Consider the following 22,650-nt stretch of genomic DNA (forward strand, 5'->3'; position numbering starts at 1 on the left):
TACCGCCCCGGCGCGGACGTGGGAGCGGGGCCGTGCGGCAGAGCGGACATGGAGGCCGGACTCGTGACCCTCGCGGGGCCGCTGAGGCGGGAATCGCGGAACCGGGCGGCGGTGGCGCGGGAGGCAGACCACGGCCCGGTGTCGAGGGCGAGGCACCGTGGATGAGATCGCGCTCACGGCCGCCGGGCTCTACGCCATCGTGCTGTTGCGGGCAGGCGGGACGTTCGCCGTCGGATGGCTCGCCGCTGCCGGCGGCAGGCGCAGCAGGTTCGCCGAGCGTATGTCCTCGGCCAGGTTCCGTCGCGTCGAACGGGCGGTCCAGCGGTGGGGTGCGCCGGTGGTGGCCGTCTCCTTCCTGACCGTGGGGTTCCAGACCGCTGCCAACTTCTTCGCGGGAAGCATGCGCATGCCCTTGCCGCGCTACCTTCCCGCGCTGTTCCTCGGCGGAGCGGGCTGGGCGCTGCTGTACGCGACCGTGGGGCTCGGCGCGCTCGAAGTGCTGACACGCTTGTCCGCCCAGCGGACGGCGTTCGGTGTGGCCGCGGTCGCCGTCCTTCTTCTCGCGGTCTGCGGCGCGGTGGTGTTCCGCCGCAGGCGGGCCGCTGCGGCGCCCCGCGACACCCCGGCAGCGAAATCGTGACGAGGGGGTCTGCCGCCCTGCCGTGCTCCGGGCCGCTGCCCCCGCCCCCAGCCCGCGCATCCGTTCCTCCGCCGGCCCGCCAGCCCTCCAGCCCTTGCGGACCGGGGAGCGGGGGGCCGACGCCAGGGCGACCACGCGTCGTGCGCTGACCCCCGGCCCTCACCGTCGCGGGCCGGGGGAGCGCTGCCGCGCCGGGTGGGGGCGGGGAGCCGCTGGGAGACGGGGCAGGGAGCTGCCCGTCAGTGTGTCGCGGTTACTCCCGCGAGCTCGTTCGGCTTCTTGGGGAACGTGCCGGTCGCCTTCTTCTTCCCGGACTTGAGGTCCACCGCGTAGATCTTCTTGTTCTCGGGGTCCGTGACGAACGCCGTACCGCCGCGTACGAAGATCTCGGGGCGCGCCTGCTGCCAGTCCATGGGCTCGCTCCACTTTTGCAGAACCGGGATGGACCTGGTCACCTTGCCGGCCTCGGGGGCGATGACATGGATCTTCCCGTCCGTGCCCAGTACGAGAGCCTCGCCCTGCGGGCCGCGCGCCAGCGACTTGAAGGTGTAGCTGGTTTTCAGGTCCACGAGCTTCATCTTGCCCGTCGCGGTGTTGATCAGAGAGACCTTCTCGGGGCGTTCGAGTTCGGCTTCGGGGTCCTGCTTGTAGTCGCCGAGGACGACGTCGGAGTCCTCGTGCCCCTTCTGGTTGCCGATCCGTCCGTACTCGGTGGGGCTGTCGACCTTGGTGATCTTGTGGTCCTTGTAGACGAGGACGCCGTCCTCGCAGCCGACGACCACCGCCTCGTCCTTCGCGGTCGCCTCGCCGTGCACCTCGGGGCACTTCTCGTTCCGCGTGATCTCCTTGCCGTTCTTGTCGGCGACGACGATGCCTTTGCGCTCCTTCGCGGTGCCGAGGGTGGAGACGAACTCGCCGTTCTCCAGCTTGATCGCGACCCCGTGGTGGGGGTGGGGCGAGGTGTGGGTCTCGGTCTCGGGTTTCGTCTCGCCGAGGTCGGCCGGATCGAGCACGGTCGCTTTCCCCGTGCCGTCGGTGAACAGGACCGTGTGTCCGGCGTGCAGGACGACGTGACCGGGCTCCGCACCCTTGAACAGGGTGTCGGTCATCTTCTGGCGGCTCGCGTCGAGAACCCGGAACCCTCGGGAGGTCGACACCATGATGTGCTTGTCGTCCCCGGCCGGGTTCACCCGGTTGTAGCCCGGAAGCGGAACGTCCCCGGCTATCTTCAGGGTCTGGCCGTCCAGTACGTAGATCCCGCCGTCGTGGGTGGCGACGAGCGGCTGCCGGACGGTTGCGGCAGCGGGCTTCTCGGAGGTTTTCGCAGCAGCCTCGTCCGTATCCTCTGAGCCGCACGCGGTGACGACGGCTGAGAGGGCGAGGAGAGCGGAAACGGCTGCGGCTCTCTTCGTGCGGGACGTGGTGGTCATGGGTGATTTCCCTTCTTCGTGCCCGGCATCCGGTGTCGGGTCTTGTGGTGTCCCGGTGTCCGGTCTTGTGGTGTCCCGGTGTCGGGCGTCCGGTGTCCGGGGTCGCGGTAGGGGGCCGGTGCGGCGCCGGAGCGGTGGTCAGGACCGGGTGAGTCCGCTCTCGATGGCCTTGCTGTTGGCGCGCATCATCTGGAGGTAGGTGGCGGCGCCCTTGCCTTCTTCCGTCAGCGATTCGGAGAACAGCGGAACCACGGCGACGTCGATGTGGCTCTCCCGTTTGAGGACGCGCGCCAGGCGGTCGGGCTGCGAGGAGTCGACGAAGATCGCCTTGACGCCCGCCTTGTCGATCGTCGTGGCCAGGGACTTCATGTCAGCCGCACTGGGTGAGGCCAAGGTGGTGCCACTCGGAATCACCGCGCCCACGACCTGGAAACGGAACCGGTGGGCCAGGTATCCGAAGACGTGGTGGTTGGTCACCAGCTTGCGTCGTTCCTTCGGTATGGCGGCGAAGCGCTCCCTCATCTGTGCGCTCAGGCGCCGTACCTTCTCCCCGTAGGCGGTGGTCTGCGCGGCGATGGCCTTCTCGTCGACGCCGTCGACCTCCCCGGCCACCTTCTCGCCGATGAGCCGGACGGCTTTCCGCACCCTGTACGGGTCGGTCCAGAAGTGCGGGTCGCGCCGGCCCGCTGTCTCGTCGGACTTGTACGTGAGAGGACCGACCGCCTTGCCGACACCGAGCGTGGGCACACCCGAGTCCCGGGCGGCCGAGACGTGGCGCAGCACGTTCTCCTCCAGGCCCAGGCCGTTGTAGACGACCAGGTCCGCGCTCTCGATCTCGGCGGCCTCGGCTGCCGAGACGCCGAAGGAATGGGGGTCGGCGTTCGGCTTCATGAGCACTTTCACCTCGGCCTCGTCGCCGACGATCTGCCGGGTGATGTCGCCCAGGATGTTGGTGGTGACCACCACGGTGGGCCGTTCGTCCGCCCGCCCGGAGCAGCCCGTCACGCCGGCGAGCACGGCGCAGACCAGCAGAACGAGAAGCGGCACCGCACAGCGGCGGGACAGCGCGGGGTGGGCGCCGGCGCTCACCGTCCCGTCTCCACCATGACGGACGGTGCGACGTCCAGGGAGAAGGAGCGGGCCTTGCGGAGGTCGTCGTTGTAGTCGATCTCGTAGACCTTCTTCGCGGCCACGTCGTTGACGTAGGCGCGGTTCGAGTCGACCTCGATCACCGGCCGGCGAGCGTCGTCTTCCGCGCTCTTGGAGAGGAGCTTCCTGTCGGCGATCTGTTCGCCGCTGGATATGTCGTACGACGTGAGTGTGCCGGAGTCGTCCAGGGCCAGGAGCGGCGTTCCCTCACCGGCGCTGTTCACGGCTGTCACCGGACCGGTTTCGACCAGTTTCCACTCACGGTCGGGAACATCGAGCACCCATACGCCCTTCTCGCCCGCCTTGGCGGTCAGCGTGGAGCCGAGGGATCTGTGCCGGAAGGACGTGGGGCGTTCCGCGTCGGGAACGCTCCGGCCGAAGGGAATCTTCTCGCCGTGGGGCTCTCCCTTCTTCTCGGAGACGAACAGCGCACCGTCGGCACATCCGAAGACGGCCCCGGTGCGGGTCACCGCCGCACCGCGGAGGTCCGGGCATGTCTCGCGCAGCACGGTCTTCTTCTTGCCGTGCCGGTCACGTACCTCCACCACGGTTTCGCCGCCGGGCCCGGCGGCGGGAACGAGTGCTGTGTCCTCGAGGGGGACGACGGGGCCGGCGGCGGGCTTGCCGAGGGTCGCGGTCGCCTTGACGCGTCCCTTCTCCAGTTGTGCGTGGTCCAGCAGTTCGGTGCTGCCGCCGGCGAAGGTGACCGCCGTGAGTGAGGGGCTGCTGTGCACGTGTTCCGGCTTCTTTCCCCGCAGGGTGCCGATCTCGCGCGTCTTGGCGCGGTAGTAGTGCACGTGGTCGCCGTGGTCGACCATCCAGGCCCCGCTGTCGAAGATCTTCGTGCCGCTGCCGGAGGCGGCGTAGGCGAACCGGCCGTCGGTGAGCAGGCGGGCACCCTCGGGCATGCGGCCCAGCGGCTTGGTCTTCTCCTCGATGAGGTCGAGCATCTCGAGGGTGCCGCTCGTGCTGTCGCCGAGTACGAGACGGGACTGCTGTTCCGCGGCCTCCTGTGCTCCCGGGATGTAGCCGTGCGGTGCCGAGGAGGACGAGGGCTTACTGGCGCTCTTTCCGCCTGTCCCTTCGTCGCTGTCGGCACAGCCCAGGAGCAGGAGTCCCAGCGTCAGGGACGCCGCGGAAGCAGTCGCGGCCTTCTTGTGGTTCCAGGTCATGACCGGTGTTCGTGTTCCCTTCACGTTTCGAGTACGGGAAGAGGCCGCGCGTCCTTGGCCCGGCGGCGTCTCAGCCCCGCGGTGGATGCGGAGAGGAAGAAGAGCACAACCGCGACGGCGGCGATCGTCGCCCCTGCCGCGGTGCGCAGATGCCAGGACAGCAGCAGACCGACGAAGGTCGCCGCCATGCCGAACAGCGCGGCACCGCACATGACCACCGGCACCCGGCGCGCCCACGGCAACGCCGCCGCCGGCGGGGCGATCAGCAGCCCGAACACCAGCAGGGTGCCCACCACGTGGAAGGACGTGACGATGGCGAGAGTCACGAGCCCCAGCAGCGCCGCGTGGGCCAGGCGGGGACGCAGCCCGAGGGTGTGGGCCTTCCGCTCGTCGAAGACGAGGGCCAGGAAGGACCGGTAGCCCAGCGCGGAGATGAGCGTGGCCGCGCACAGCGCGACGGTGAGGTTCACCAAGTCCTGTTCGCGCACCGCCAGAACGTCTCCGAAGAGGAACCCGGTCAGGTCGACGGCGAAGGACTGGGATCGCGAGACGATGATCACGCCGAGCGACAGCATCCCCACGAAGAGCAAACCGATGCCCGTGTCCTGCGAGAGCCGACGCGAACGTCCCAGGGCCGTCACGCCGCAGGCCATCACACCGGCGCTGACGGCGGCGCCGACCAGCAGGCTGCCGCCGTGAAGCGAGGCGATGGCCACCCCCGGCAGCATGCCGTGCGACATCGCGTCGCCGAGAAAGGTCATGCCTCGCAGCACGACCCATGTGCCCGTGGTGGCGCAGATCAAGGAGACCAGGATGCCGCTCCACAGGGCCCGCTGGACAAAGGCCACTTCGTACGGGTCGGTCAACCACTCCATGGCTCGGCAGACTATATTGAAAACGATTTTCATCGCAACTTGAGTGAAGGGCATGCTTCCGTGACCACCTGCGAGGTCTCGCTCCGCACCGTCGCCGCCGGGTACGCCCGCCGGCCGGTCCTGCGCCAACTCACCGCATCGATACCGACGTCGGCGATCACAGCTGTCGTGGGACCGAACGGCTCGGGAAAGTCGACCCTGCTGAGCGTGCTGGCCGGCGTGCACCCGCCCACCGCCGGCACCATCGAGCGGCGCCGCTCGTCCCGCCCGTGCTTCGTCGTCCAGCGCAGCGCCGTATCCGACACGCTGCCGCTCACCGTCCGCGAGACGGTGTCGATGGGCCGCTGGGCCCACCGGGGCCCCTGGCGACGGCTCACCGCCGAGGACCGCGGTGTCGTCGACCACAGCATGGGCCGACTCGGCGTGCGCGAACTGGCCTCCCGGCAGCTCGGCGAGCTGTCGGGAGGCCAGCGGCAACGGGTCCTCGTAGCCCAGGGGCTGGCGCAGGAGGCAGACCTGATCCTGCTGGACGAGCCCACCACGGGCCTGGACGTGGCCGCCCGGGAGAGCATCGCGACCGTGATGCGCGACGTCGCGGCCGACGGGACGACGGTGGTCCACGCGACACATGACCTGGCCGCGGCCAAGGAGTCCGATCACTGCCTGCTGCTTGTGGATGGCAGGCTGATCGGGGAAGGGAAACCACGCGACGTACTCACCGACAGCGCACTGCGCGCGTTCTGGGGACCGCGCTGAATGCTTCGCCGCCGGCCCGCCGCTTCGGCACGCAGCGGTACGCGGCCGCACCTGCGCTGGAGAGCAGCCGGTCCTCGACGGGGGCGTCCCCCGTGCGAGCCACACGCAGGTGTCCACCGTGGGGGGACGATTCCGGGGGGCCGGATTCGTAGCGTTCGGGGGGCCGCGGCGTTCCGGTCGCGGACGGGCGCGTGGCCTCGGGGGCCCGCCCGCTTCGTATTTCGGGAGCGATCTTATGAGCCGCAAGGGCAGGGCTTCTGCCGTCATCGCACTGTGCTGCGCCGTGGGCGGCGTCGGGCTGGTCGGCTGCGAGGAGCCGTCGGAGGACGGCTCCTCGAAGGCGGCCTCGGGGCCGTCCGCTTCGCAGCGGCCGGCCGACGACGGCGTGCTCACCGCCAACGGAACCAGGAAGATCGAGGTCGGCGGCCGGTCGGTGAACGTGTCCTGCGCCGGTACCGTCGCGGACGGCAAGCCGGTCATCGTCCTCCTGCACGGTGGCGGCGACGGGCTGAAGAAGATGGCAGGGCTCCAGAAGAAGCTGAGCGGCAAGAACCGCGTCTGTTCCTACGACCGGCTCGGTGCGGGTGCCAGCGACAAGCCGGACGGGCCGCAGACGCTCGACAGCACCGGCGAGGTGCTGACCGGCGTGATCGAGCGGGTCTCGGGGGACGCGCAGGTCGTCCTCGGCGGGCACTCGCTGGGAGGGCTGATCGCCGCCCGGTACGCGGGCGACAACCGGGACAGGGTGGCGGGGCTGGTGCTGATGGACGCCACCTCACCGACGCAGAACGCGGATCTCGCCGAGGCGGTACCCGAGTCCGCCACAGGGCCGGGTGCCGAGTTGCGCGACCAGACGCTCGCGGTCATGGGCGGGAAGAACCCCGAACAACTCACGGTCCGCGACGGGAAGGTCCGCTCAGCCGGTGACATCCCCGTGGAGGTGATCAAACACGGGAAGCGGTACCTGGCGAAGGTGCCCGAGTACGGCGCTGCCATGGAGCGGGCGTGGTCCGAGGGGCAGCGCAAGTGGCTCGCGGTCTCCAGCCGCAGCAAGCTGAGCACCGCCGAGAACAGCGAGCACTACATCTACCTCGACCAGCCGGACGTCGCGGTCGGGGCGTTGCAGCGCGTCACCTCGCAGGCCGCGGACCGCGCGTAGGCCCCGGGCGGGCGGTCACTGATGCGCACGGACGGGCACTGATGTGCGCTGACGCGCACGGGCCGGCGCAGCGCTGACCGTCCCGAACGCGGCCGCTCTTCCCGCGCGTTCGGCGCGCGTTGTCCCCCGTGCGAGCTACACGCAGGTCCCGCAAGTGTCCACCGCGTGGTGACGCCCGCGGAGCGCCGGGTCCGTAGCGTTCCGGAGCAGCGTGCTGCTTCGGGCGCGGTTTCGGAGAAGGGGTTTTCATGAGAGTGGTATGGCAGCTTCTGGTCGTCGCGGCGGTCGCGTTGGCCGGCGGACAGGTGATCGCCGCGGTACAGGAGGACAACCCCTGGCTCATGTGCGCGGTCGGCCTCTCGTCGGCCGCGCTGGCACTCCTCGGGTACGCGTGGGTGGTGCGCAGGACCGAGCACCGCGCGGTGGCGGAGGTGGCCGTGAAGGGGGCCGCGCCCGCGCTCGGGCTGGGGACGCTGGTCGGCGCCGCGGTGTTCGGGCTCGTCGTCCTGCAACTGGCCACCAACGGGTACTACGAGATCGAGGGGCGGGGTTCGGCGACAGGTGCGGTGGGGCTCGTCGGCTTCATGGCCGCCGCTGCCGTGACGGAGGAACTGCTCTTCCGCGGCGTCCTGTTCCGGGTCATCGAGGAGCGCACCGGGACCTGGATCGCGATGGCCGCGACGGCCGTGCTGTTCGGCGCCTACCACCTGGCCAACCCGGACGCGACCCTGTGGGGTGCGCTCGCCGTCGCCATCGAGGCCGGGGGCATGCTCACCGCCGCGTACATCGCCACGCGCACGCTGTGGGTGCCGATCGGTGTGCACTTCGGCTGGAACTTCGCCGCGGCCGGCATCTTCAGCAGCGTGGTCTCCGGAAACGGCGCCAACCAGGGCCTGTTGGAGACCACGGCGTCCGGCCCCGAGCTCGTCACCGGCGGCGGCTTCGGTCCTGAGGGCAGCGTGTTCTCGGTGCTGTTCTGCGCGCTGGCGACGCTCGCGTTCCTCCTGCTGGCCCGCCGCCGCGGTCACCTGGTCTCCCGCCGCCGGTGCGCGGAGGAGCGCGCGAAGCGGCGTGCGGGCGAGCGCACGGAGCGGCGCTCGGAAGGGCCCGCGCCGGAGCGCGCGGAGGGGCGTGCCGACTCGCGCGCGGGGCAGCCCGAGGCCACCAGTACACTTCCCCGGTGATCAGTTCTCGGCTGGTCCCTCAGCCGTGGCGCCGTCTCGACGTCGTGGTGCGGGACCTCCCGCTCGCGCTGCTGCTTCTCGTCCCGTCGTTCGTGCCGGCGTTCCACAGTCACGGGACGCAGCTGGGTGGCCTGCCGACCCGCCCCTTCGAGGCGCTGACCGTCGTGGCGATCTGCCTGCAGTGTCTTCCGCTCGCGGTGCGGCGGCGGTGGCCTGTCACCTGTCTCGCCGTGGCCTTCGCCGGCTTCGCCCTCGACCAGCTTCTCGGATACCACACGCTCGCCGGTACGGGGCTGTCCTTCGCGCTGCTGAGCGCGGCGGCCCGTCTGGAGCGGCACCGGCGTGCCACCGTGCTGGTCTTCTCCATGGCGTACGTGCCGCTGGCCCTCGCCCTCTTCCGGCTGGGCACGGAGGGGCTGGAGGAGTTCGTGGCGTTCTATCTGGCGTGTGCCCTGGTGTGGGGGATGGGTACCTGGTGGCGCTCCACCCGGAAAGCGGAGGCCGAACGCCGTCTCCGGGTGGCGGAGGAGACGCGTACCGCCGAACGGGCGCGTATCGCCCGCGAGTTGCACGACGTGGTGACGCACCACGTGACGGCGATGGTGGTGCAGGCCGAGGCGGCACGCTATCTGACGGCCGCGCCCGACCGCCTCGACCAGGCGCTCACCGCCACCACCGACACCGGCCGCCGCGCCCTCACCGACCTGCGGCACCTCCTCGACCTGCTCAACCCCGACCACGGCGCCGACACCGAAGGGTCTGCCGACCGTGCCGGCGCCAGAACACCTCCCGTGGGCAGGCTGCTCACGCTCGTCGAGCAGACGCGCCGGGCCGGCCAACCGGTGGAGTTCTGCGAGGAGGGCACGCCGGCGGAGTCGACCGGCAGCGCCGATCTGGTGGCCTACCGGGTCGTCCAGGAGGCGTTGACGAACGCCCTCAAGCACGCCCGCGGGGGCCGCACCTCGGTCCGGGTGCGGCACGGTGCGCGGGAGATCGTCGTGGAGGTCGGCACGGACGGATCCGGTGTGCGGGGCGGCTCTCCCGGCGGGAGCGGCCGGGGCCTGGCCGGGCTCAGGGAGCGGGTCGACGTCCTGGGCGGCGATTTCAGCGCCGGCCGGCAGCGCGGCGGCCGTTTCGTCGTACGGGCACGCATACCCGCGCGGAGCCTGTCGTGACGGCGCCGGTCCGGGTCCTCGTCTGCGACGACCAGGTGCTGGTCCGTACCGGGCTGGTGACGATCATCGACGCCCAGCCCGACCTGGAGGTGGCGGGTGAGTGCGGCGACGGGCGGACCGCGGTCGACCTCGTGCGCCGGCTGCGCCCCGACGTCGTCGTGATGGACGTACGCATGCCGGTGCTCGACGGCATAGAGGCGACCCGCCTGCTGGCCGGCGCCGGGGTGGAGCACCCCGTCAAGGTGCTCGTGGTGACGACGTTCAATCTCGACGCGTACGTGTACGAGGCACTGCGCGCGGGGGCGAGCGGGTTCCTGCTCAAGGAGGCGCCGCCCGCCCAGCTGCTGCACGGGATCCGCACCGTGGCGACGGGTGCGGCGCTGCTGGATCCCGAGGTGACGCGTCAGCTCGTGGGCAGGTACGCCGCCCGCATCCGGCCCGCCGAGGGAGCCGGGGACGACACCCCGCTGACCCCGCGCGAGCTCCAGGTCCTCCGGCTCATCGCGGACGGCCTCTCCAACAGCGAGATCGCCGCGGCGCTGCTGCTGAGCCAGGAGACCGTCAAGACCTTCGTCTCCCGGATCCTCACCAAGCTCGATCTCCGCGACCGCGTCCAGGCGGTCGTCTACGCCTACCGGCGGGGCCTGGTGACCTGAGGCGCCCCGCGGCCCCCGTCAGCGGGCCGCCGTCCCCGTCGGCGGGCCGGTGAGCGAGGGCCTGCCCGGTGCGTCGCGCGCGCCGTGACCCCGTGTCAGGGGCCGACAGCCTCCGGGTTCTCTGGTCTGCTGGTCTCCTGGTTTCGAAGAGGCCCGCGAAGGGCGCGCGGCGGCGAAGGGAGCGGTATGGCGGCCGGCAGACATGTCAGACGCGTCGGGACACTCGTGGGCGGGGGGCTGCTGCTGCTCGTCGGGGTGGCGCTCCTCGTCCTGCCGGGCCCCGGACTGCTGCTCGTCTTCGCCGGTCTGGTGGTCCTCGCCCGGGAGTTTCCGGGGCTGAACCGGTACGTCGAGCCCGTGCGGGACAGGGCGCTCCAGGCCGCGGAGGAGAGCGTCTCCTCACCGCTGCGGCTGACGGGGTCCGCCCTCGCCGCGCTGGCCCTGATGGCGGCGGGGGTGGCCTGGGGGCTCGTGCCCGACCTCCCCTTCAGCGGCTGGAGCACGGGGTCCGGTCTGATCCTCGCGAGCTTCATCCTGGTGGGGCTGCTGGTCTGGAGCCGCCGCCGGGTCACCGCGCAACGGGCGTCGCGCCGGTGAGCGGCGCGCTCGCCCCTCCCGGCTGAGGCCGCACGGCGGCGCGCACCGCACGCCCGTGCGGCTGCGACGGGAAACGTCGTGATTGTGCAGGTAGAGACGGGTGGGAGGGTGGCGTATCGTCCTCGGATGTTGCCAACTTGTTCATACAGGTGACTTCCCTGGACGGGGTTCTTCTTGACAGACTCCGTTGACTCGCACGTTTTCGCACACCCTTGTGAGGTCAGCAGACAGATGCCAGCACTCAACCGCCGCAGGTTCCTCCAGATCGCCGGTGCCACCGCGGGCTTCTCCACCCTGTCCGGCAGCATCCAGCGCGCCGCCGCGATCCCCGCGGCCCGCCGGTCGGGCAGCATCGACGACGTCGAGCACATCGTCGTGCTGATGCAGGAGAACCGGTCCTTCGACCACTACTTCGGCTCCCTGCGCGGTGTGCGCGGCTTCGGCGACCCCCGGCCCATGGCGCCCGCCGGTAAGAAGTCGGTGTGGCACCAGTCGGACGGCTCCAAGGACGTGCTGCCGTACCACCCGGACGCCGAGAACCTGGGCATGCAGTTCATCGCCGGCCTCAACCACGACTGGGCGGGCGGGCACCAGGCCTGGAACGAGGGCAAGTACGACCAGTGGATTCCGGCCAAGGGGCCCGGCACCATGGCCTACCTGACCCGCGAGGACATCCCCTTCCACTACGCACTCGCCGACGCCTTCACCGTCTGCGACTCCTACCACTGCTCGATGATCGGGGCGACCGACCCGAACCGCTACTACATGTGGACGGGGCACGCGGGCAACGACGGCGAGGGCGGCGGCCCGGTCCTCGGCAACGAGGAGGCCGGCTACGGCTGGACGACCTACCCCGAGCGGCTGGAGCAGGCGGGCATCTCCTGGAAGATCTACCAGGACATCGGCGACGGCCTGAACGAGGACGGCGGCTGGGGCTGGATCGAGGACGCCTACCGCGGCAACTACGGGGACAACTCGCTGCTGTGGTTCACCAAGTACCAGGACGCCAAGCCGGGCGACCCCCTCTACGACAAGGCCCGCACCGGGACCGAAGCCAAGAAGGGCGACGGCTTCTTCGACATCCTCAGGGCCGACGTGCAGTCCGGCAAGCTGCCGCAGATCTCCTGGATCGCCTCGCCCGAGGCGTTCACCGAGCACCCGAACTTCCCCGCCAACTACGGCGCCTGGTACATCTCGCAGGTCCTCGACGCGCTCACCTCCAACCCGGACGTGTGGGCGAAGACCGCGCTGTTCATCACCTACGACGAGAACGACGGCTACTTCGACCACGTCGTCCCCGCCTACCCGCCGGCCTCGAACGCGCAGGGCCGCTCCACCGTCACCACCGAACTCGACACCTACACCGGTGGCCTCGCCGGCTACGAACCCGGCCCCTACGGCCTCGGCCAGCGCGTGCCCATGCTCGTCGTCTCCCCGTGGAGCACCGGCGGCTACGCCTGCTCCGAACTGTTCGACCACACCTCGATCATCCGCTTCATGGAGCGCCGCTTCGGTGTGCACGAGCCGCACATCTCGCCCTGGCGCCGTGCCCTGTGCGGCGACCTGACCTCGGCGTTCGACTTCGGCCTCAAGGAGACAGAACCGGCGTCGCTGCCCGGCACCGACGCCTACGAGCCGCCGGACAACGAGCGGCACGACTCGTACGTGCCCAAGCCCCCGTCCGAGCCGGTGCTGCCCAAGCAGGAGCCGGGCTCCCGCCCGACCAGGCCGCTGCCCTACGCGCCGCTGGTGGACGGCTCGGCGCAGGTCGCCGACGGGAAGTTCACGCTCACCTTCAGCGGCGGCGCGCAGGCCGGTGCCTTCTTCCTGGTCACCTCCGCCAACCGCACCGACGGCCCCTGGACCTACACCACCGAAGCGGGCAAGAAGCTGTCCGACACGTGGAACGCGGCCTACTCCGAGGGCGCCTACGACCTGACGGTGCACGGTCCCGGCGGTTTCCTGCGCACCTTCACGGGGCCCGCAGACAAGGCCGGGCCCGAGGTCGCCGCCCGCCACCTGGGAGACAGCGGCGACATCGAGCTGACCCTGACCAACGACGGCGCCGAGGACTGCGACCTGACGGTCGCCAACGCCTACGGCGGCGCGAAGGAGACGCACAGGGTGCGGGCCGGCGCGCGGGTCGTCCGGACGGTGAGCCTGCGCGCCACCAAGCGCTGGTACGACCTGTCGGTCACCACCGACACCGACGACGCGTGGCTGCGCCGGCTCGCCGGACACGTCGAGACGGGGAAGCCCGGCGTCAGCGACCCGGCCACCCTCACGGACTGACCGGCGCGCAAGCGGCCGGCTCGGCCCTGCCGGTGGAGGACGCCGCGGCCATCCCGGCGAGGGTGGTGCGGCAGACCTTGCCGGTGGGGCCGAGCGGCATGTGCTCCACCAGGAGGAGCCGTTCGGGGAGCTTCCGGCGCTCCAGGCCGCGCTCGTCCTCCAGATAGGAGGTGAGCGCGGCCAGTGTCAGGGGAGCGGGCCGGGCGCCGGGCGCCTGCCGCACGCAGGCGCACAGGCGTTCGCCCAGTTCCGGGTCCGGCACACCGACACACGCCACCTCGGCCACCGCGGGATGGCCGCCGAGCTCCCGCTCCACCTCGGCGGGGCTGATGTTGTATCCGCCGCGCACGACGATTTGCTTGAGACGCCCGAGAACGTGCAACCGCCCTTCGGCGTCCAGCCGGCCCAGATCGCCGGTGCGCACCCAGCCGTCGTCCGTGCGGTAGCGGGCGTCCTGGCCGGGCCCCGCCACATGGCTCAGCGGGGTCATCGGGCCGCGGGCCAGGATCTCGCCCGACCTCCCGGCGGGCAGGGGCAGCGCGCTGCCGTCGGGTTCGGCGACGCGGATCTCGGCGACGGCCGGGTCGGGCAACCCGGCGCAGGTGGGCCCGCCGCCGTCGCCGCAGGACGTGTGGCAGTTCACCCCGTCGGAGGAGCCGTAGACCGCCAGGACGCGGCGGCCGAAGCGGGCGCGGCACGCCTCGGCGGTCGCCCCGGGCAGCGCGGCCCCGCTGGAGACGAGAGCCCGCAGCCCGGCGACGTCCTCCCCGGGCATCTGGGGAAGGTCGGCCAGCCGCCGCAGCATCGCCGGCACCCCGAACACGTGGGTGGGGCGGTGCGCGACCAGCATGCGGAGGGCCGCCGCCGCGTCGAAGCCGTCTTGGAGCAGCAGCGTGCCGCCGAGCGCGGCGAGCGTGACGTAGCTGCCGAGCGAACCGAACGACGAGGCCAGCGAGACGAGCAGCAGGTTGCGCATCGGCTCCGTACCGTCGTGCAGGGCCCGCACGTAGGAGGCGCGCCCGCCCGCCATCGCGTTGTGCGAGTAGGCCACCATCTTCGGTTCGGCTTCCGAGCCCGAGGAGACGAGGAGGCGGACGGGCGCCTCGGGATCGTGCGCACAGGGCCGGAAGCCAGTGCGGGCCGGGGCCGTCAGCGACTCCGCGCAACGCGGCCCTTCGCCGGCGTCGCCGCAGGTGAAGAGCGTCTCCAGATGCGGCAGCCCGGCGCTCGGCACCGCGTCCCGCTCCCGCGCCACGACCAGGGCGCGGGCCCGCGAGCGCGCCAGCAGACCGGCCGGGCCCAGGCTGCCGTGCCCCGGCGGGTAGGGCAGAGCGACCGCGCCGACGGCCGCCACGGCCAGCTCCGCCGCCACCGCGGCCCGCCCGTTGGGCAGCCGCAGGGCGATGATGTCGCCCGGACCCAGCCCGTGCTCGGCCAGGCGGGAGGCGAAGTGCCGGACGGTGGCGTCCAGCCCGGCGTAGTCGACGGTGCCCGACGCGTCGACGACCGCCGCCCTGCGGGGGTGGGCGCGTGCGTGTGCGGAGAAGAGCGCGTACACGTCGCGGTCCGGGCACCACCCGCGCTCCACCCACGCGCGGCGGAGCGAGGCGGGGACCAGATCCCGCACGGTCACGCCCGCGTTCGACGTCCATACGCCGGGATCGGTGGTCACAGGAACTCCCACGGGGTGAGCGGACGCGCGTACGCGTCGTGGCGGACGGCGGCGGAGAAGCGTGGGCCGGCGGCCAGCCGCGCGAGGTCGGTGCCGACCGGCAGAGCCGTCAGACCCGCCGCGGCGAAGCGCGCCGCCCACGCGGTGCTCGTCGCCGTCCGCAGCCGGGCCGCGGCCGCGTCGGGGCAGCGTGCCGCGTCCGCGCCGATGACGCGGCCCAACTGCTCCGGATGCGCGCGGGCGCTCTCGCCCAGCCACAGATGGCCGTCGGCGGTCGCGGGCGGTGTCTCCCACGGGCCCCACCGGACGCGCTGCCGCGGCCGTGGCACCAGGGCGGCGGCGGACAGCAGCGAGGAGTCGGCGCGCTGCCCCCGCCCGGTGCGGTCGCGCGCGAGCAGCCCCGCCAGTACGGCCTGCGCGCTCAGCAGCCCGCCGAGCACATCGGTGAGCGTCATCAGCGAGGGCGCGGGCGGCAGGTGCGCCGGACGTACGGCGGCGGCCAGTCCGCTGTGCGCCTGCACCAGGAAGTCGGTGCCCACGGGCGGGGCCTGGCCCAGCGCGTCGCCCCATCCCGAGGCCCAGGCGTGGACGAGACCGGGCCGCAGGGCGGACAGGTCCGCGGCGTCCAGACCGAGCCGCGCCGCCTTGCCAGGGGCCCAGTTGTGCAGGAAGACGTCGGCGCCCGCCACCAGCTCCCGCACGGTGTGCCGCCCCTGGCCCGTCGTGAGGTCCGCCTCGACGACCTGCTTGCCGTCGTTGAGGGCGCGAAAGCGCGCCGAGGTGGGCCCCGCCATGGGCGGCATGCCCCGCATCGGGTCGCCGCCAGGTGGCTCGATCCGCACCACCTCGGCGCCGAGCAACCGCAGCACGTGCCCCGCCAACGGCCCCTGCACGCGCCGGGTGGACTCCACGACGCGCAGCCCCGCGAGCAGAGGGTGTCCGCTTCCCTGCGGGGTCCTGACCGCTTCCCGTGCGGCGCCGGCCGTGGCGTGGCCCAGCTCGGTCAGGCGCCAGGCCGGTGGCGCCGCACCGCCGCGCGGGTCGGCACAGAGGGAAAGGACATCGGCGCCCGCCTGCGCGGCGGCCGAGCGGATCGCCGCGTAGGGCGCGGCGCCCGCGGCCCGGTGCAGGGCGTGCGGCAGCAGGCAGGTGGCCGTCGCGAAGCGCTGCTGGAAGGGGCGCCAGCCCGCGCGGAGGGCGTCGGCGGGCGCCCCCAGGCGCTGCCAGAACCCCAGCCATCGCTCGGCGTCGAGCGCTTCCAGCTCGAAGGCCACGCCGTCGGCGGAGACGAAGGGCCGGTGGCCCACCTCCGTGGGCGCCTCCCGCCGCGCTGTAGCGGGCGGGGGTTCGTCCTCGTCGCCTTCGGCGGTGGCCGCGGCCAGGTACTGGCTGACGCTGAACAGCGCGGCCTGGCTCACCGAGGTGCGCACCCGCGCGACGTCCGCCCCCGCGGCACGGCCGAGCAGGGCGGCGCAGACGCCCTGCGCCGCCAGCACCCCGGCCACCGTGCCGGCGTAGTCGACGGCGAGCGGCGTGGGCCGTCCGGCGGCGCGGCCGTGCACCTCCATGATTCCGCACGCCGCCTGCACGGCCTGCTCGCTGTGCAGGGGGAGGTCGACCGGGCCCGCCCAGTCGATGCGGTAGGGCACGGTGGCGGTGCCCGGGTCGCCCACCAGGGCCAGCAGCCGGTCGGCGACCCGGTGGGCGACGGCGGGAGCGGGAGCCACCCGGGTGCGCGGCGGGCTCGTCGTCACGCCGCCGCCCCCTCGCCGCCGTCGGGCCTGCGGGCCTGGACGGCGTACAAAACGCTGGAGGCCGCACGGAACGCCGGGTCCCGCATCAGCGCCCTGGCCCCCTCCAGCTCGTCGCGCGTCATGCCCGCGGCCAGCAGCTGGTCCTGGAGGTGGTAGGTGTGGTGCAGCTGCAGTTGGAGGCCGGGCGAGTCGGGGGTGCGCAGCTCGATGCGGGGCCGCACGTCGAGGTCCACGAGCCCGGCCGCGCGCAGCGCCGTGGGCACCTGGCGCCCCCAGTGCGGGTCGCCGCCGCCCGCGCGGAAGACGGCGCACTTGGCGTCCAGGAACCGTTGGTAGAGCCGGGCCGACTCCTCGTCGGGCGTCAGCAGCGGCGGCTCGTAGGAGGTGTCGAACTCCTCGATGTGCAGCACCCCGCCGGGGGCCAGCGACCGCACCAGCTTGCCCAGCACAGCGGTGCGTTCGGGCAGGTGCTGGAGCACCAGCCGGGCGACGACCAGGTCGTAGGAGGCCTCGGGGAGCGGATCGGTGGCCGCGTCGTGCGCGAGCGTCGTCAGCCCCGGCCTGGCGGCGATGTGGTGCGGCTTGACGTCGGTGGCCGTGACATGGCCTCCGGGCAGCACCCGTGCGGCGAGCCAGTGCGCGACGGTGCCGCCTCCCGCCCCGATCTCCAGGCACTGCCAGCCTGGTGCCACCCCCGCCGACGCCAGGTGCGCGAACGTGGCGGTGTCGTAGGCGGCGGCCAGACAGCGGTGCTGTTCGCGGCTGTGCTCGGTGTCGTTGTCGAACGCGTAACGCGCCGTCTGCGTCAGTGTGTCGGCCACGGTGTGCCGTCCTCCCTCGTCTCGCTCCCCGTCTCGCCCCTCGTCTCGGCGGGGCAGCCCGGTGCGCGGCGCGTCACGTCCACCGTCCCGAGCCGACCGTCGCGCCGCTCCCGGTCAGTTGCCGCAGCAGCGCCGTGCGGCGCACCTTTCCTGTGCCGGTGCGGGGCACCTGCTCCCACGTCAGCGCCACGGGCTCGCCCAGCGGCGGCAGGTCCCGCACCGCCCGGTCCCATGCGGCGCGGTCCAGCAGGCCGTCCTGGGTGACGACGACCGGCAGCGGAGGGCGCCCCGAGGGGCTCAGCAGCACGCACTCGGCGGCCTCGGGAAGCCGGTTCTCCAGCAGGTCCTCGGTGCGCAGGCAGCTCAGGCCCGGGGTGTGGTCGACCTCGCGGTCCAGCAGCTCCACGCTGCCGTCGCCGCGCAGGCGCCCCAGGTCGCCGGTGTTCCACCAGGCGCCGTGCCGCTTGGCCGCCCAGCGTTCGCTCTCGCCGACGTACCCGGCGGCGCAGGCGGACGTGCGGGCCAGCACCAGTCCGGCCCGCCCGCGGCCCAGCGTGCGGAACGTGTCCGGGTCGACGACGCGCAGCCGGGTCTTGCCCGGCACCGGACGGCCCACGCCCCGCGCCTCGGAGGCGTGCGCGACGGACCGCCGGGTGTGGAAGCGGAACGTCAGCGGGCCCGTCTCCGTCTGCCCCCAGCCCTGCATCCACAGCGGCGCACGGTGTGCGCTGGCCCGCAGGTAGGCGCGGAGGGTGGGCGGGTGCATCGCGTCGTAGGTGCTGATGAACAGCCGCACCCGGCGGAAGGGGTTGTCGAGGCGGGCGGTCAGCGGCTGGAAGCGGACGTAGGCGGAGGGGAGCGCCTCGACGAGCGTCGGCGGGTGGGCGCGCAGGAGGGGGTCGGCCACGTCGGGGTCCTGGGTGGTGAGAATGGCGATCTCGGCCGGGTCCAGGCACAGCGCGCTCGCCGTCCAGCAGAACGTCCTGCCGTGGGCGAACGCGTTGGCGTTGAGGAGGGTGTCGTCGCGCCGCACACCGATCCGCGGGTACCGCACGGTCTCGAACCTGGCCAGCTTCCCGATGATGGTGCGGGTCGAGTGCGCCACCAGCTTCGGCACCCCGGTGGTGCCCGAGGTGTGGTTGATGACCAGCGGCTCGTCGTCGTGCCGCAGGTACGGGGCCGGCGCCGGGATGCCGGCCACGTCGGCCAGGCCGAGGGCGCCGGGCGCGGAGCCGTCCAGCAGGAGGACGGCGTGTGCCAGGCCCGGGGGTTCGGCCGCGCGCAGCGCCTCCCAGAGCGCGGCGGTGGTGACCAGCAGCGCGGGCCGCAGCCGCCGCAGCAGCGTGACCAGGGACTGGTGCGGCAGGTCCGCGGACAGCTGCGCGGGGACGGCGCCGACGCGCACGGCCGCGCACGCCAGCACGTCGTAGTCCCAGTGGTTGGGTTTGACGATCGCCACCCGGTCCGAGGGGCCCGCACCCGCCGCGGCGAACCAGCCCGCGGCCCGCCGTACCAGCGTGGCGAGTTCGGGCACGGTGTAGCTGGTCGCCTCCTCCGTACCGATGTCGAAGGGCCGGTCGAGGTGGAAGCGGGTGGCGACTCCCCGGGTGGCGCACTCGTCGAAGAGGACACCCATGTCGTGCGGTTTCACTCGGTCTCCTTCCCGCCGCCCACCAGGGCGCCGGAGGCGGAACGGCGGTGCGAGGGACCCGGCCCTGGCCGCGGCGGGCGGGGCCGCACCGTGGCCAGGACCCGGGAGGCCGCCAGCGCGCCCGCGCGCACGGCACCCTCGCTGGCGGGCCGCAGGGTCAGCCAGTCGCCGGCGTACTCCACGGGCCGCACCGGACGCCGGGCGAACGCCCCACGGTGGTGCAGCGCCTGCGGGGTGGCCTCGGGCAGCCCGTGGGCGAAACCGTGCACGAAGGTTTCGGTGCAGGCGCGGTGCAGGCCCGGCACGTACCGTTCGGCCGCGGCCACGAGCTGGTCGGCGACCTCCTTGTCCGGGGCGCGCAGCAGCGCGGGCAGCTGTCCTGGCGCGGCCATCAGCGTCAGCAGCCCCTTGCCCGCGGGCGCACGGGACGGGTGCTTGGCATGGTCGACGATGATGCCGGACAGCACGCTCTCCTCGGCGGCGGGCGTCAGCAGCACGTACAGCGGCCGCGGCGACGGCGGTGCCAGCGGCCGGTCGAGCAGACAACTCACCTTCAGTACGGGCGTGAAGGTGCACGCCGTCAGGAACGGCAGCTCGTCCGCGGGCGCGTTGGCGTGCAGGCGCGCCGCGACCGGTGCGGGGACGGCCAGCACGACCGCGCGTGCCGTCATCTCGCTGTCGGCACCGCCGGTACCGCCGGCACCGCCGGCCAGTCGCACCCGGGCGAAGCCGGGCTCGGAGACGACCTCGCGCACCGGGGTGCCGGTGACGACGTCGAGGTCCTCGGCGAGCCGCCGCGTCAACGCATCCATGCCGTCCCGGTAGGTGCGCCAGCGCTCGGTGGTGCCGACCGACGCCAGCAGGCTCAGCAACGGCGCGGCCGCCGAGTGCTCCGTACGCCACCCGAAGAAGTTGCCCGCGACGGGCTGGAGCAGGTAATCGTGCAGGTCAGGGTGGTAGCGGTGGGCGAACTCCGCCACCGTCGCGGCGCCCGTGGGCGTGCGCTCGGGGCGGTCGCCGTCGAACGCGGAGCCGTGCCGGGCCAGCCACGCCGTCATCCGCAGCAGATCGAGGCGGGCGCGGGGGGTGAGCCCGGCGCCTGCGACGGGGGCGTTCCTGGCGGCCACCCCGGGGTGGGCACGGCCGGAGCGCCACACCCCGATCGGCTTACCGATCAGCGGCACCTCCTCGTCCGGCACGCCGAGGCGCCGCAGCAGCTCCCAGGTGGCGCGGTAGCCGTGCTCGGAGATCTGCTCGGCCCCCTCGTCGACCGTCCAGCCGCCGTGGCGGAAGCTGTGCATCCGCCCGCCCACCTCGGCGCGCTCCTCCAGCACCCGCACCCGCAGCCCCGCGCGCCGCAGCTCGTGCGCGGCGGTCAGCCCCGCGACGCCCGCGCCGACGACCACGGCGTCCAGCTCGGGGCGCCCGCTCACGCGGCCGCCTCCGCGCCGTGCAGCAGCCCCGCCGCGATGAGCAGCACGGTGCTGACCCGGTGCACCACGAAGCCCTGCCTGCGGGCCCGCATGATGTCACCCTCCCCGCGGAAGCCCGTCACGTACTGGCGGACCCGCAGCGCGGTCACCGGCAGCATCAGCAGCACGAACCACCAGGGCGCGATCCCCGTCGCGCTGGCGACCGCGCCCAGCAGGAACTCGGCGGCCGACAGCGCGCCGATGAAGACGGCGTTGCCCCGCGGGCCCACCAGGCACGCCACGGTGGGGCGGCCCACCGCGCGGTCGCCGGGGATGTCGTTGGTGTTGGAGTAGACGCCGAACAGCAGCGGCCCAGCCCCGAACAGCACGCCCGCGACGAGCGCGAACCCGGAGAAGTGCCCGGCCACCAGCCCGTAGGGGGCCAGCACCAAAGCGGCGCCCAGGCCGACCAGGAAGACCTCCTGGAAGCCGTGGTAGCTGATCTTGAGCCCGTAGGAGTACTGGAGCGCGACCACGAACACCACGGGCACGAGCACCAGCGTCCAGCCGGGACGGTGCGGGGCGAGCGCCACGGCGCCCGCCCACAGCGCGGCGCCCACCGCGGCGGTGCACCACGCGAAGCCCAGCGCCTCGCGCTGCGTCAGCGTCCCGGCGATCAGCGGTTTGCGCAGCTTCCTGCGCAGGGGATCGTTCGGCCCGTAGTTGGCCGCGTCGCTGCCGTCCCGGTAGCCGGTCACGTCGTCCAGCGCGACCATCGACATGACGACGAAGACCTCGCCGAGCAGGAACAGCGCCAGCGTCCAGCCGGCCGCCGCCTCGAACCGCGCCAAGGGCAGCAGCACCGCGGCCAGGGCCACCAGGATGCTGGGGTAGTAGTCGTAGACGTCGAGTTTGCCGAGCCGCACGAAGCTGCGCGCCTTGGGCTCCACGCGCGGCTCGGCGACGGTGAGCGGCCCGGAATGGGCGTGACTGGTCATCTGCTGCGCTTCTCCTCGTATCTCCCGGCGGGGCCGGGTCGGGCGTCCGGTCGGCCGGTCGGATCTCAGGGACCGGGCGGGACCGGGTCAGTGGTGGTGGCGGCCGGCCGTGGTGCCGCGCCGCGCGAAGTCGCACACCGCGTCGGCGACGTACTCGACCTGCGCGTCCGTCAGATGCGGATAGACGGGCAGCGCCAGGATCCGCCTGCTCGCCAGCTCGGCGTGCGGCCAGTGCTCGCCGGGCGAGGCGAAGGGGGCGAACGCCGACTGCCTCGGCAACGGCAGCGGGTAGTACACGTGGGAGTCGACGCCGCGCTCCGTCAGGTGGGCCCGCAGCGCGTCGCGTCGCTCGGCCAGCAGCGAGTAGACGTAGTAGCAGCGGCCCTCCCGCCCCCTCGGGGGCGGAACCACGCCCTTCTCGGCGAGCGCCTCGAACCGTTCGGTGTAGTAGTCGGCGATGGCCGCGCGCCGCTCCAGCCGCGCGGGCAGCCCCGGCATCCTGCGCAGTTGGAAGGCGGCCTGGATCTCGTCGAACCGGCTGTTGTGCCCGATCACGTGGTGCACGAACCGGTGCGCCCCGTCCTGGCCGTGGTTGCGCAGCATCCGCACCCGCTGCCCGAGGGCCGCGTCGCGGGTGACCACCACGCCGCCCTCGCCCGGCATGCCGAACGACTTGACCTGCACGAAGGAGAAGACGCCCGCCTCGCCCCACAGCCCGGCAGGGGTGCCGCGCAGCACCGCGCCCTGAGCGACGGCGGAGTCCTCCAGCAGCCGCACCCCGTACTCCCGCGCCAGCGCCGTGAAGACGGGCATGTCGGCCATCACGGAGAACATGTGCGCGGGCATCAGCGCCTTGGTGCGCGGGGTGATGCGCCGCCGCACGTCGGCCGGGTCGGCGACCATCGTCCACGGGTCGATGTCGGCGAAGACGGGCCTGGCGCCCACGTGCACCACGGAGGCGGCCAGCGGGGCGCAGCCGAACGCCGGCACCACCACCTCGTCTCCCGCGCCCACCCCCATCGCCGTCAGCGCCAGCCCCAGCGCGGAGGTGCCGCTGCCGCAGGCGACCACGTCGGCGGCGCCCAGCGAGCGGGCCAGCTCCCGTTCGAGGGCGCGGGTGTGCTCGCCGAGGATGAACCGCTGCTCGGGCGCGGTGCCGACCCGGCGGATGATGTCGAGCATGGCGGTGCGGTCGTCGTCGAAGACGTCGGGCTGGAAGAAGGAGATGGCGCTGGTGCGCTGGGCGGTCACGTCGGT

19 protein-coding genes are annotated in these 22,650 nt (G+C 72.9%); 8 read left to right on the plus strand and 11 right to left on the minus strand.

Translation table 11 applies throughout. The features are described from left to right. Window positions 1-157 precede the first annotated feature (157 nt). Window positions 158-640, plus strand: a complete 483-nt coding sequence (locus tag MMF93_RS27745; RefSeq protein WP_242755739.1) for a DedA family protein — start codon at window positions 158-160, stop codon at window positions 638-640. Window positions 641-879: 239 nt separating this feature from the next. Here MMF93_RS27745 and aztD read toward each other — a convergent pair whose 3' ends face one another. From aztD to aztB, 4 genes are all read right to left on the minus strand, one after another. Beyond that, window positions 880-2,070 (minus strand): zinc metallochaperone AztD, encoded by a 1,191-nt coding sequence (aztD, locus tag MMF93_RS27750; RefSeq protein WP_242755741.1) that lies wholly within the window; start codon window positions 2,068-2,070, stop codon window positions 880-882. A gap of 138 nt (window positions 2,071-2,208) precedes the next feature. After that, on the minus strand, window positions 2,209-3,159 hold the full coding sequence (gene aztC / locus MMF93_RS27755) for a zinc ABC transporter substrate-binding protein AztC (RefSeq protein WP_423835539.1): 951 nt from the start codon (window positions 3,157-3,159) through the stop codon (window positions 2,209-2,211). Then, window positions 3,156-4,391, minus strand: a complete 1,236-nt coding sequence (locus MMF93_RS27760) for a hypothetical protein (protein WP_242755743.1) — start codon at window positions 4,389-4,391, stop codon at window positions 3,156-3,158. Before MMF93_RS27760 ends, aztC begins: the two co-directional genes overlap by 4 nt. 20 nt (window positions 4,392-4,411) lie before the next feature. After that, on the minus strand, window positions 4,412-5,266 hold the full coding sequence (gene aztB, locus MMF93_RS27765) for a zinc ABC transporter permease AztB (RefSeq protein ID WP_242755744.1): 855 nt from the start codon (window positions 5,264-5,266) through the stop codon (window positions 4,412-4,414). A gap of 60 nt (window positions 5,267-5,326) precedes the next feature. On the opposite strand from aztB, the gene aztA reads away from it, so the two are divergent. From aztA to MMF93_RS27800, 7 genes are all read left to right on the plus strand, one after another. Beyond that, the gene (aztA, locus tag MMF93_RS27770) at window positions 5,327-6,022 is read left to right on the plus strand and encodes a zinc ABC transporter ATP-binding protein AztA (protein ID WP_242755745.1); all 696 of its coding nucleotides are present in this window, start codon (window positions 5,327-5,329) and stop codon (window positions 6,020-6,022) included. 235 nt (window positions 6,023-6,257) lie between these two features. Further along, on the plus strand, window positions 6,258-7,181 hold the full coding sequence (locus MMF93_RS27775) for an alpha/beta fold hydrolase (RefSeq protein WP_242755746.1): 924 nt from the start codon (window positions 6,258-6,260) through the stop codon (window positions 7,179-7,181). A gap of 248 nt (window positions 7,182-7,429) precedes the next feature. Continuing rightward, window positions 7,430-8,365 carry a CPBP family intramembrane glutamic endopeptidase gene (locus MMF93_RS27780; RefSeq protein ID WP_242755747.1) on the plus strand — a complete coding sequence of 312 codons (936 nt, stop codon included), beginning with the start codon at window positions 7,430-7,432 and terminating at the stop codon, window positions 8,363-8,365. Continuing rightward, window positions 8,362-9,540: a sensor histidine kinase gene (locus MMF93_RS27785; RefSeq protein WP_242755748.1), complete on the plus strand. Its 1,179-nt coding sequence runs from the start codon at window positions 8,362-8,364 to the stop codon at window positions 9,538-9,540. The genes MMF93_RS27780 and MMF93_RS27785 overlap by 4 nt, the downstream gene beginning before the upstream one ends. Then, window positions 9,537-10,196, plus strand: a complete 660-nt coding sequence (locus MMF93_RS27790) for a response regulator (RefSeq protein ID WP_242755750.1) — start codon at window positions 9,537-9,539, stop codon at window positions 10,194-10,196. The genes MMF93_RS27785 and MMF93_RS27790 overlap by 4 nt, the downstream gene beginning before the upstream one ends. A 186-nt stretch (window positions 10,197-10,382) precedes the next feature. Then, the gene (locus tag MMF93_RS27795) at window positions 10,383-10,793 is read left to right on the plus strand and encodes a PGPGW domain-containing protein (RefSeq protein WP_242755751.1); all 411 of its coding nucleotides are present in this window, start codon (window positions 10,383-10,385) and stop codon (window positions 10,791-10,793) included. 231 nt (window positions 10,794-11,024) lie between these two features. Next, the gene (locus MMF93_RS27800; protein ID WP_242755752.1) at window positions 11,025-13,085 is read left to right on the plus strand and encodes a phosphocholine-specific phospholipase C; all 2,061 of its coding nucleotides are present in this window, start codon (window positions 11,025-11,027) and stop codon (window positions 13,083-13,085) included. Here the strand turns inward: MMF93_RS27800 and MMF93_RS27805 are convergent. The 7 genes from MMF93_RS27805 to MMF93_RS27835 form a co-directional block, all read right to left on the minus strand. Next, window positions 13,075-14,757 (minus strand): class I adenylate-forming enzyme family protein, encoded by a 1,683-nt coding sequence (locus MMF93_RS27805; RefSeq protein WP_242755753.1) that lies wholly within the window; start codon window positions 14,755-14,757, stop codon window positions 13,075-13,077. The genes MMF93_RS27800 and MMF93_RS27805 overlap by 11 nt on opposite strands. Beyond that, a complete protein-coding gene (locus tag MMF93_RS27810; RefSeq protein WP_242755754.1) occupies window positions 14,754-16,511 on the minus strand; it encodes a CoA transferase in 1,758 nt (585 codons plus the stop codon). The genes MMF93_RS27805 and MMF93_RS27810 overlap by 4 nt, the downstream gene beginning before the upstream one ends. Then, window positions 16,508-17,332, minus strand: a complete 825-nt coding sequence (locus MMF93_RS27815; protein ID WP_242755755.1) for a class I SAM-dependent methyltransferase — start codon at window positions 17,330-17,332, stop codon at window positions 16,508-16,510. Before MMF93_RS27815 ends, MMF93_RS27810 begins: the two co-directional genes overlap by 4 nt. 73 nt (window positions 17,333-17,405) lie before the next feature. Continuing rightward, window positions 17,406-18,968: an AMP-binding protein gene (locus tag MMF93_RS27820; RefSeq protein ID WP_423835637.1), complete on the minus strand. Its 1,563-nt coding sequence runs from the start codon at window positions 18,966-18,968 to the stop codon at window positions 17,406-17,408. Between the two features lie 11 nt (window positions 18,969-18,979). Further along, the gene (locus MMF93_RS27825) at window positions 18,980-20,416 is read right to left on the minus strand and encodes a protoporphyrinogen/coproporphyrinogen oxidase (RefSeq protein ID WP_242755758.1); all 1,437 of its coding nucleotides are present in this window, start codon (window positions 20,414-20,416) and stop codon (window positions 18,980-18,982) included. Beyond that, on the minus strand, window positions 20,413-21,393 hold the full coding sequence (locus MMF93_RS27830; protein WP_242755759.1) for a UbiA family prenyltransferase: 981 nt from the start codon (window positions 21,391-21,393) through the stop codon (window positions 20,413-20,415). The genes MMF93_RS27825 and MMF93_RS27830 overlap by 4 nt, the downstream gene beginning before the upstream one ends. Before the next feature lie 87 nt (window positions 21,394-21,480). Next, a complete protein-coding gene (locus tag MMF93_RS27835) occupies window positions 21,481-22,575 on the minus strand; it encodes a DegT/DnrJ/EryC1/StrS family aminotransferase (RefSeq protein ID WP_242757814.1) in 1,095 nt (364 codons plus the stop codon). Window positions 22,576-22,650: the final 75 nt, after the last annotated feature.

The sequence above is a fragment of the Streptomyces tubbatahanensis genome, assembly GCF_022699385.1.
In the GTDB taxonomy this organism is placed as follows: Bacteria; Actinomycetota; Actinomycetes; order Streptomycetales; family Streptomycetaceae; genus Streptomyces; species Streptomyces diacarni.

Excerpts from the sequence above, each read along its gene's own strand:
- MMF93_RS27835 (WP_242757814.1), bottom strand. The coding sequence starts at position 22,575 with ATGCTCGACATCATCCGCCGGGTCGGCACCGCGCCCGAGCAGCGGTTC.
- aztB (WP_242755744.1), bottom strand. The coding sequence starts at position 5,266 with ATGGAGTGGTTGACCGACCCGTACGAAGTGGCCTTTGTCCAGCGGGCC.
- MMF93_RS27800 (WP_242755752.1), top strand. The coding sequence starts at position 11,025 with ATGCCAGCACTCAACCGCCGCAGGTTCCTCCAGATCGCCGGTGCCACC.
- MMF93_RS27820 (WP_423835637.1), bottom strand. The coding sequence starts at position 18,968 with ATGGGTGTCCTCTTCGACGAGTGCGCCACCCGGGGAGTCGCCACCCGC.
- aztD (WP_242755741.1), bottom strand. The coding sequence starts at position 2,070 with ATGACCACCACGTCCCGCACGAAGAGAGCCGCAGCCGTTTCCGCTCTC.
- MMF93_RS27795 (WP_242755751.1), top strand. The coding sequence starts at position 10,383 with ATGGCGGCCGGCAGACATGTCAGACGCGTCGGGACACTCGTGGGCGGG.
- MMF93_RS27775 (WP_242755746.1), top strand. The coding sequence starts at position 6,258 with ATGAGCCGCAAGGGCAGGGCTTCTGCCGTCATCGCACTGTGCTGCGCC.
- MMF93_RS27780 (WP_242755747.1), top strand. The coding sequence starts at position 7,430 with ATGAGAGTGGTATGGCAGCTTCTGGTCGTCGCGGCGGTCGCGTTGGCC.
- MMF93_RS27830 (WP_242755759.1), bottom strand. The coding sequence starts at position 21,393 with ATGACCAGTCACGCCCATTCCGGGCCGCTCACCGTCGCCGAGCCGCGC.
- MMF93_RS27760 (WP_242755743.1), bottom strand. The coding sequence starts at position 4,391 with ATGACCTGGAACCACAAGAAGGCCGCGACTGCTTCCGCGGCGTCCCTG.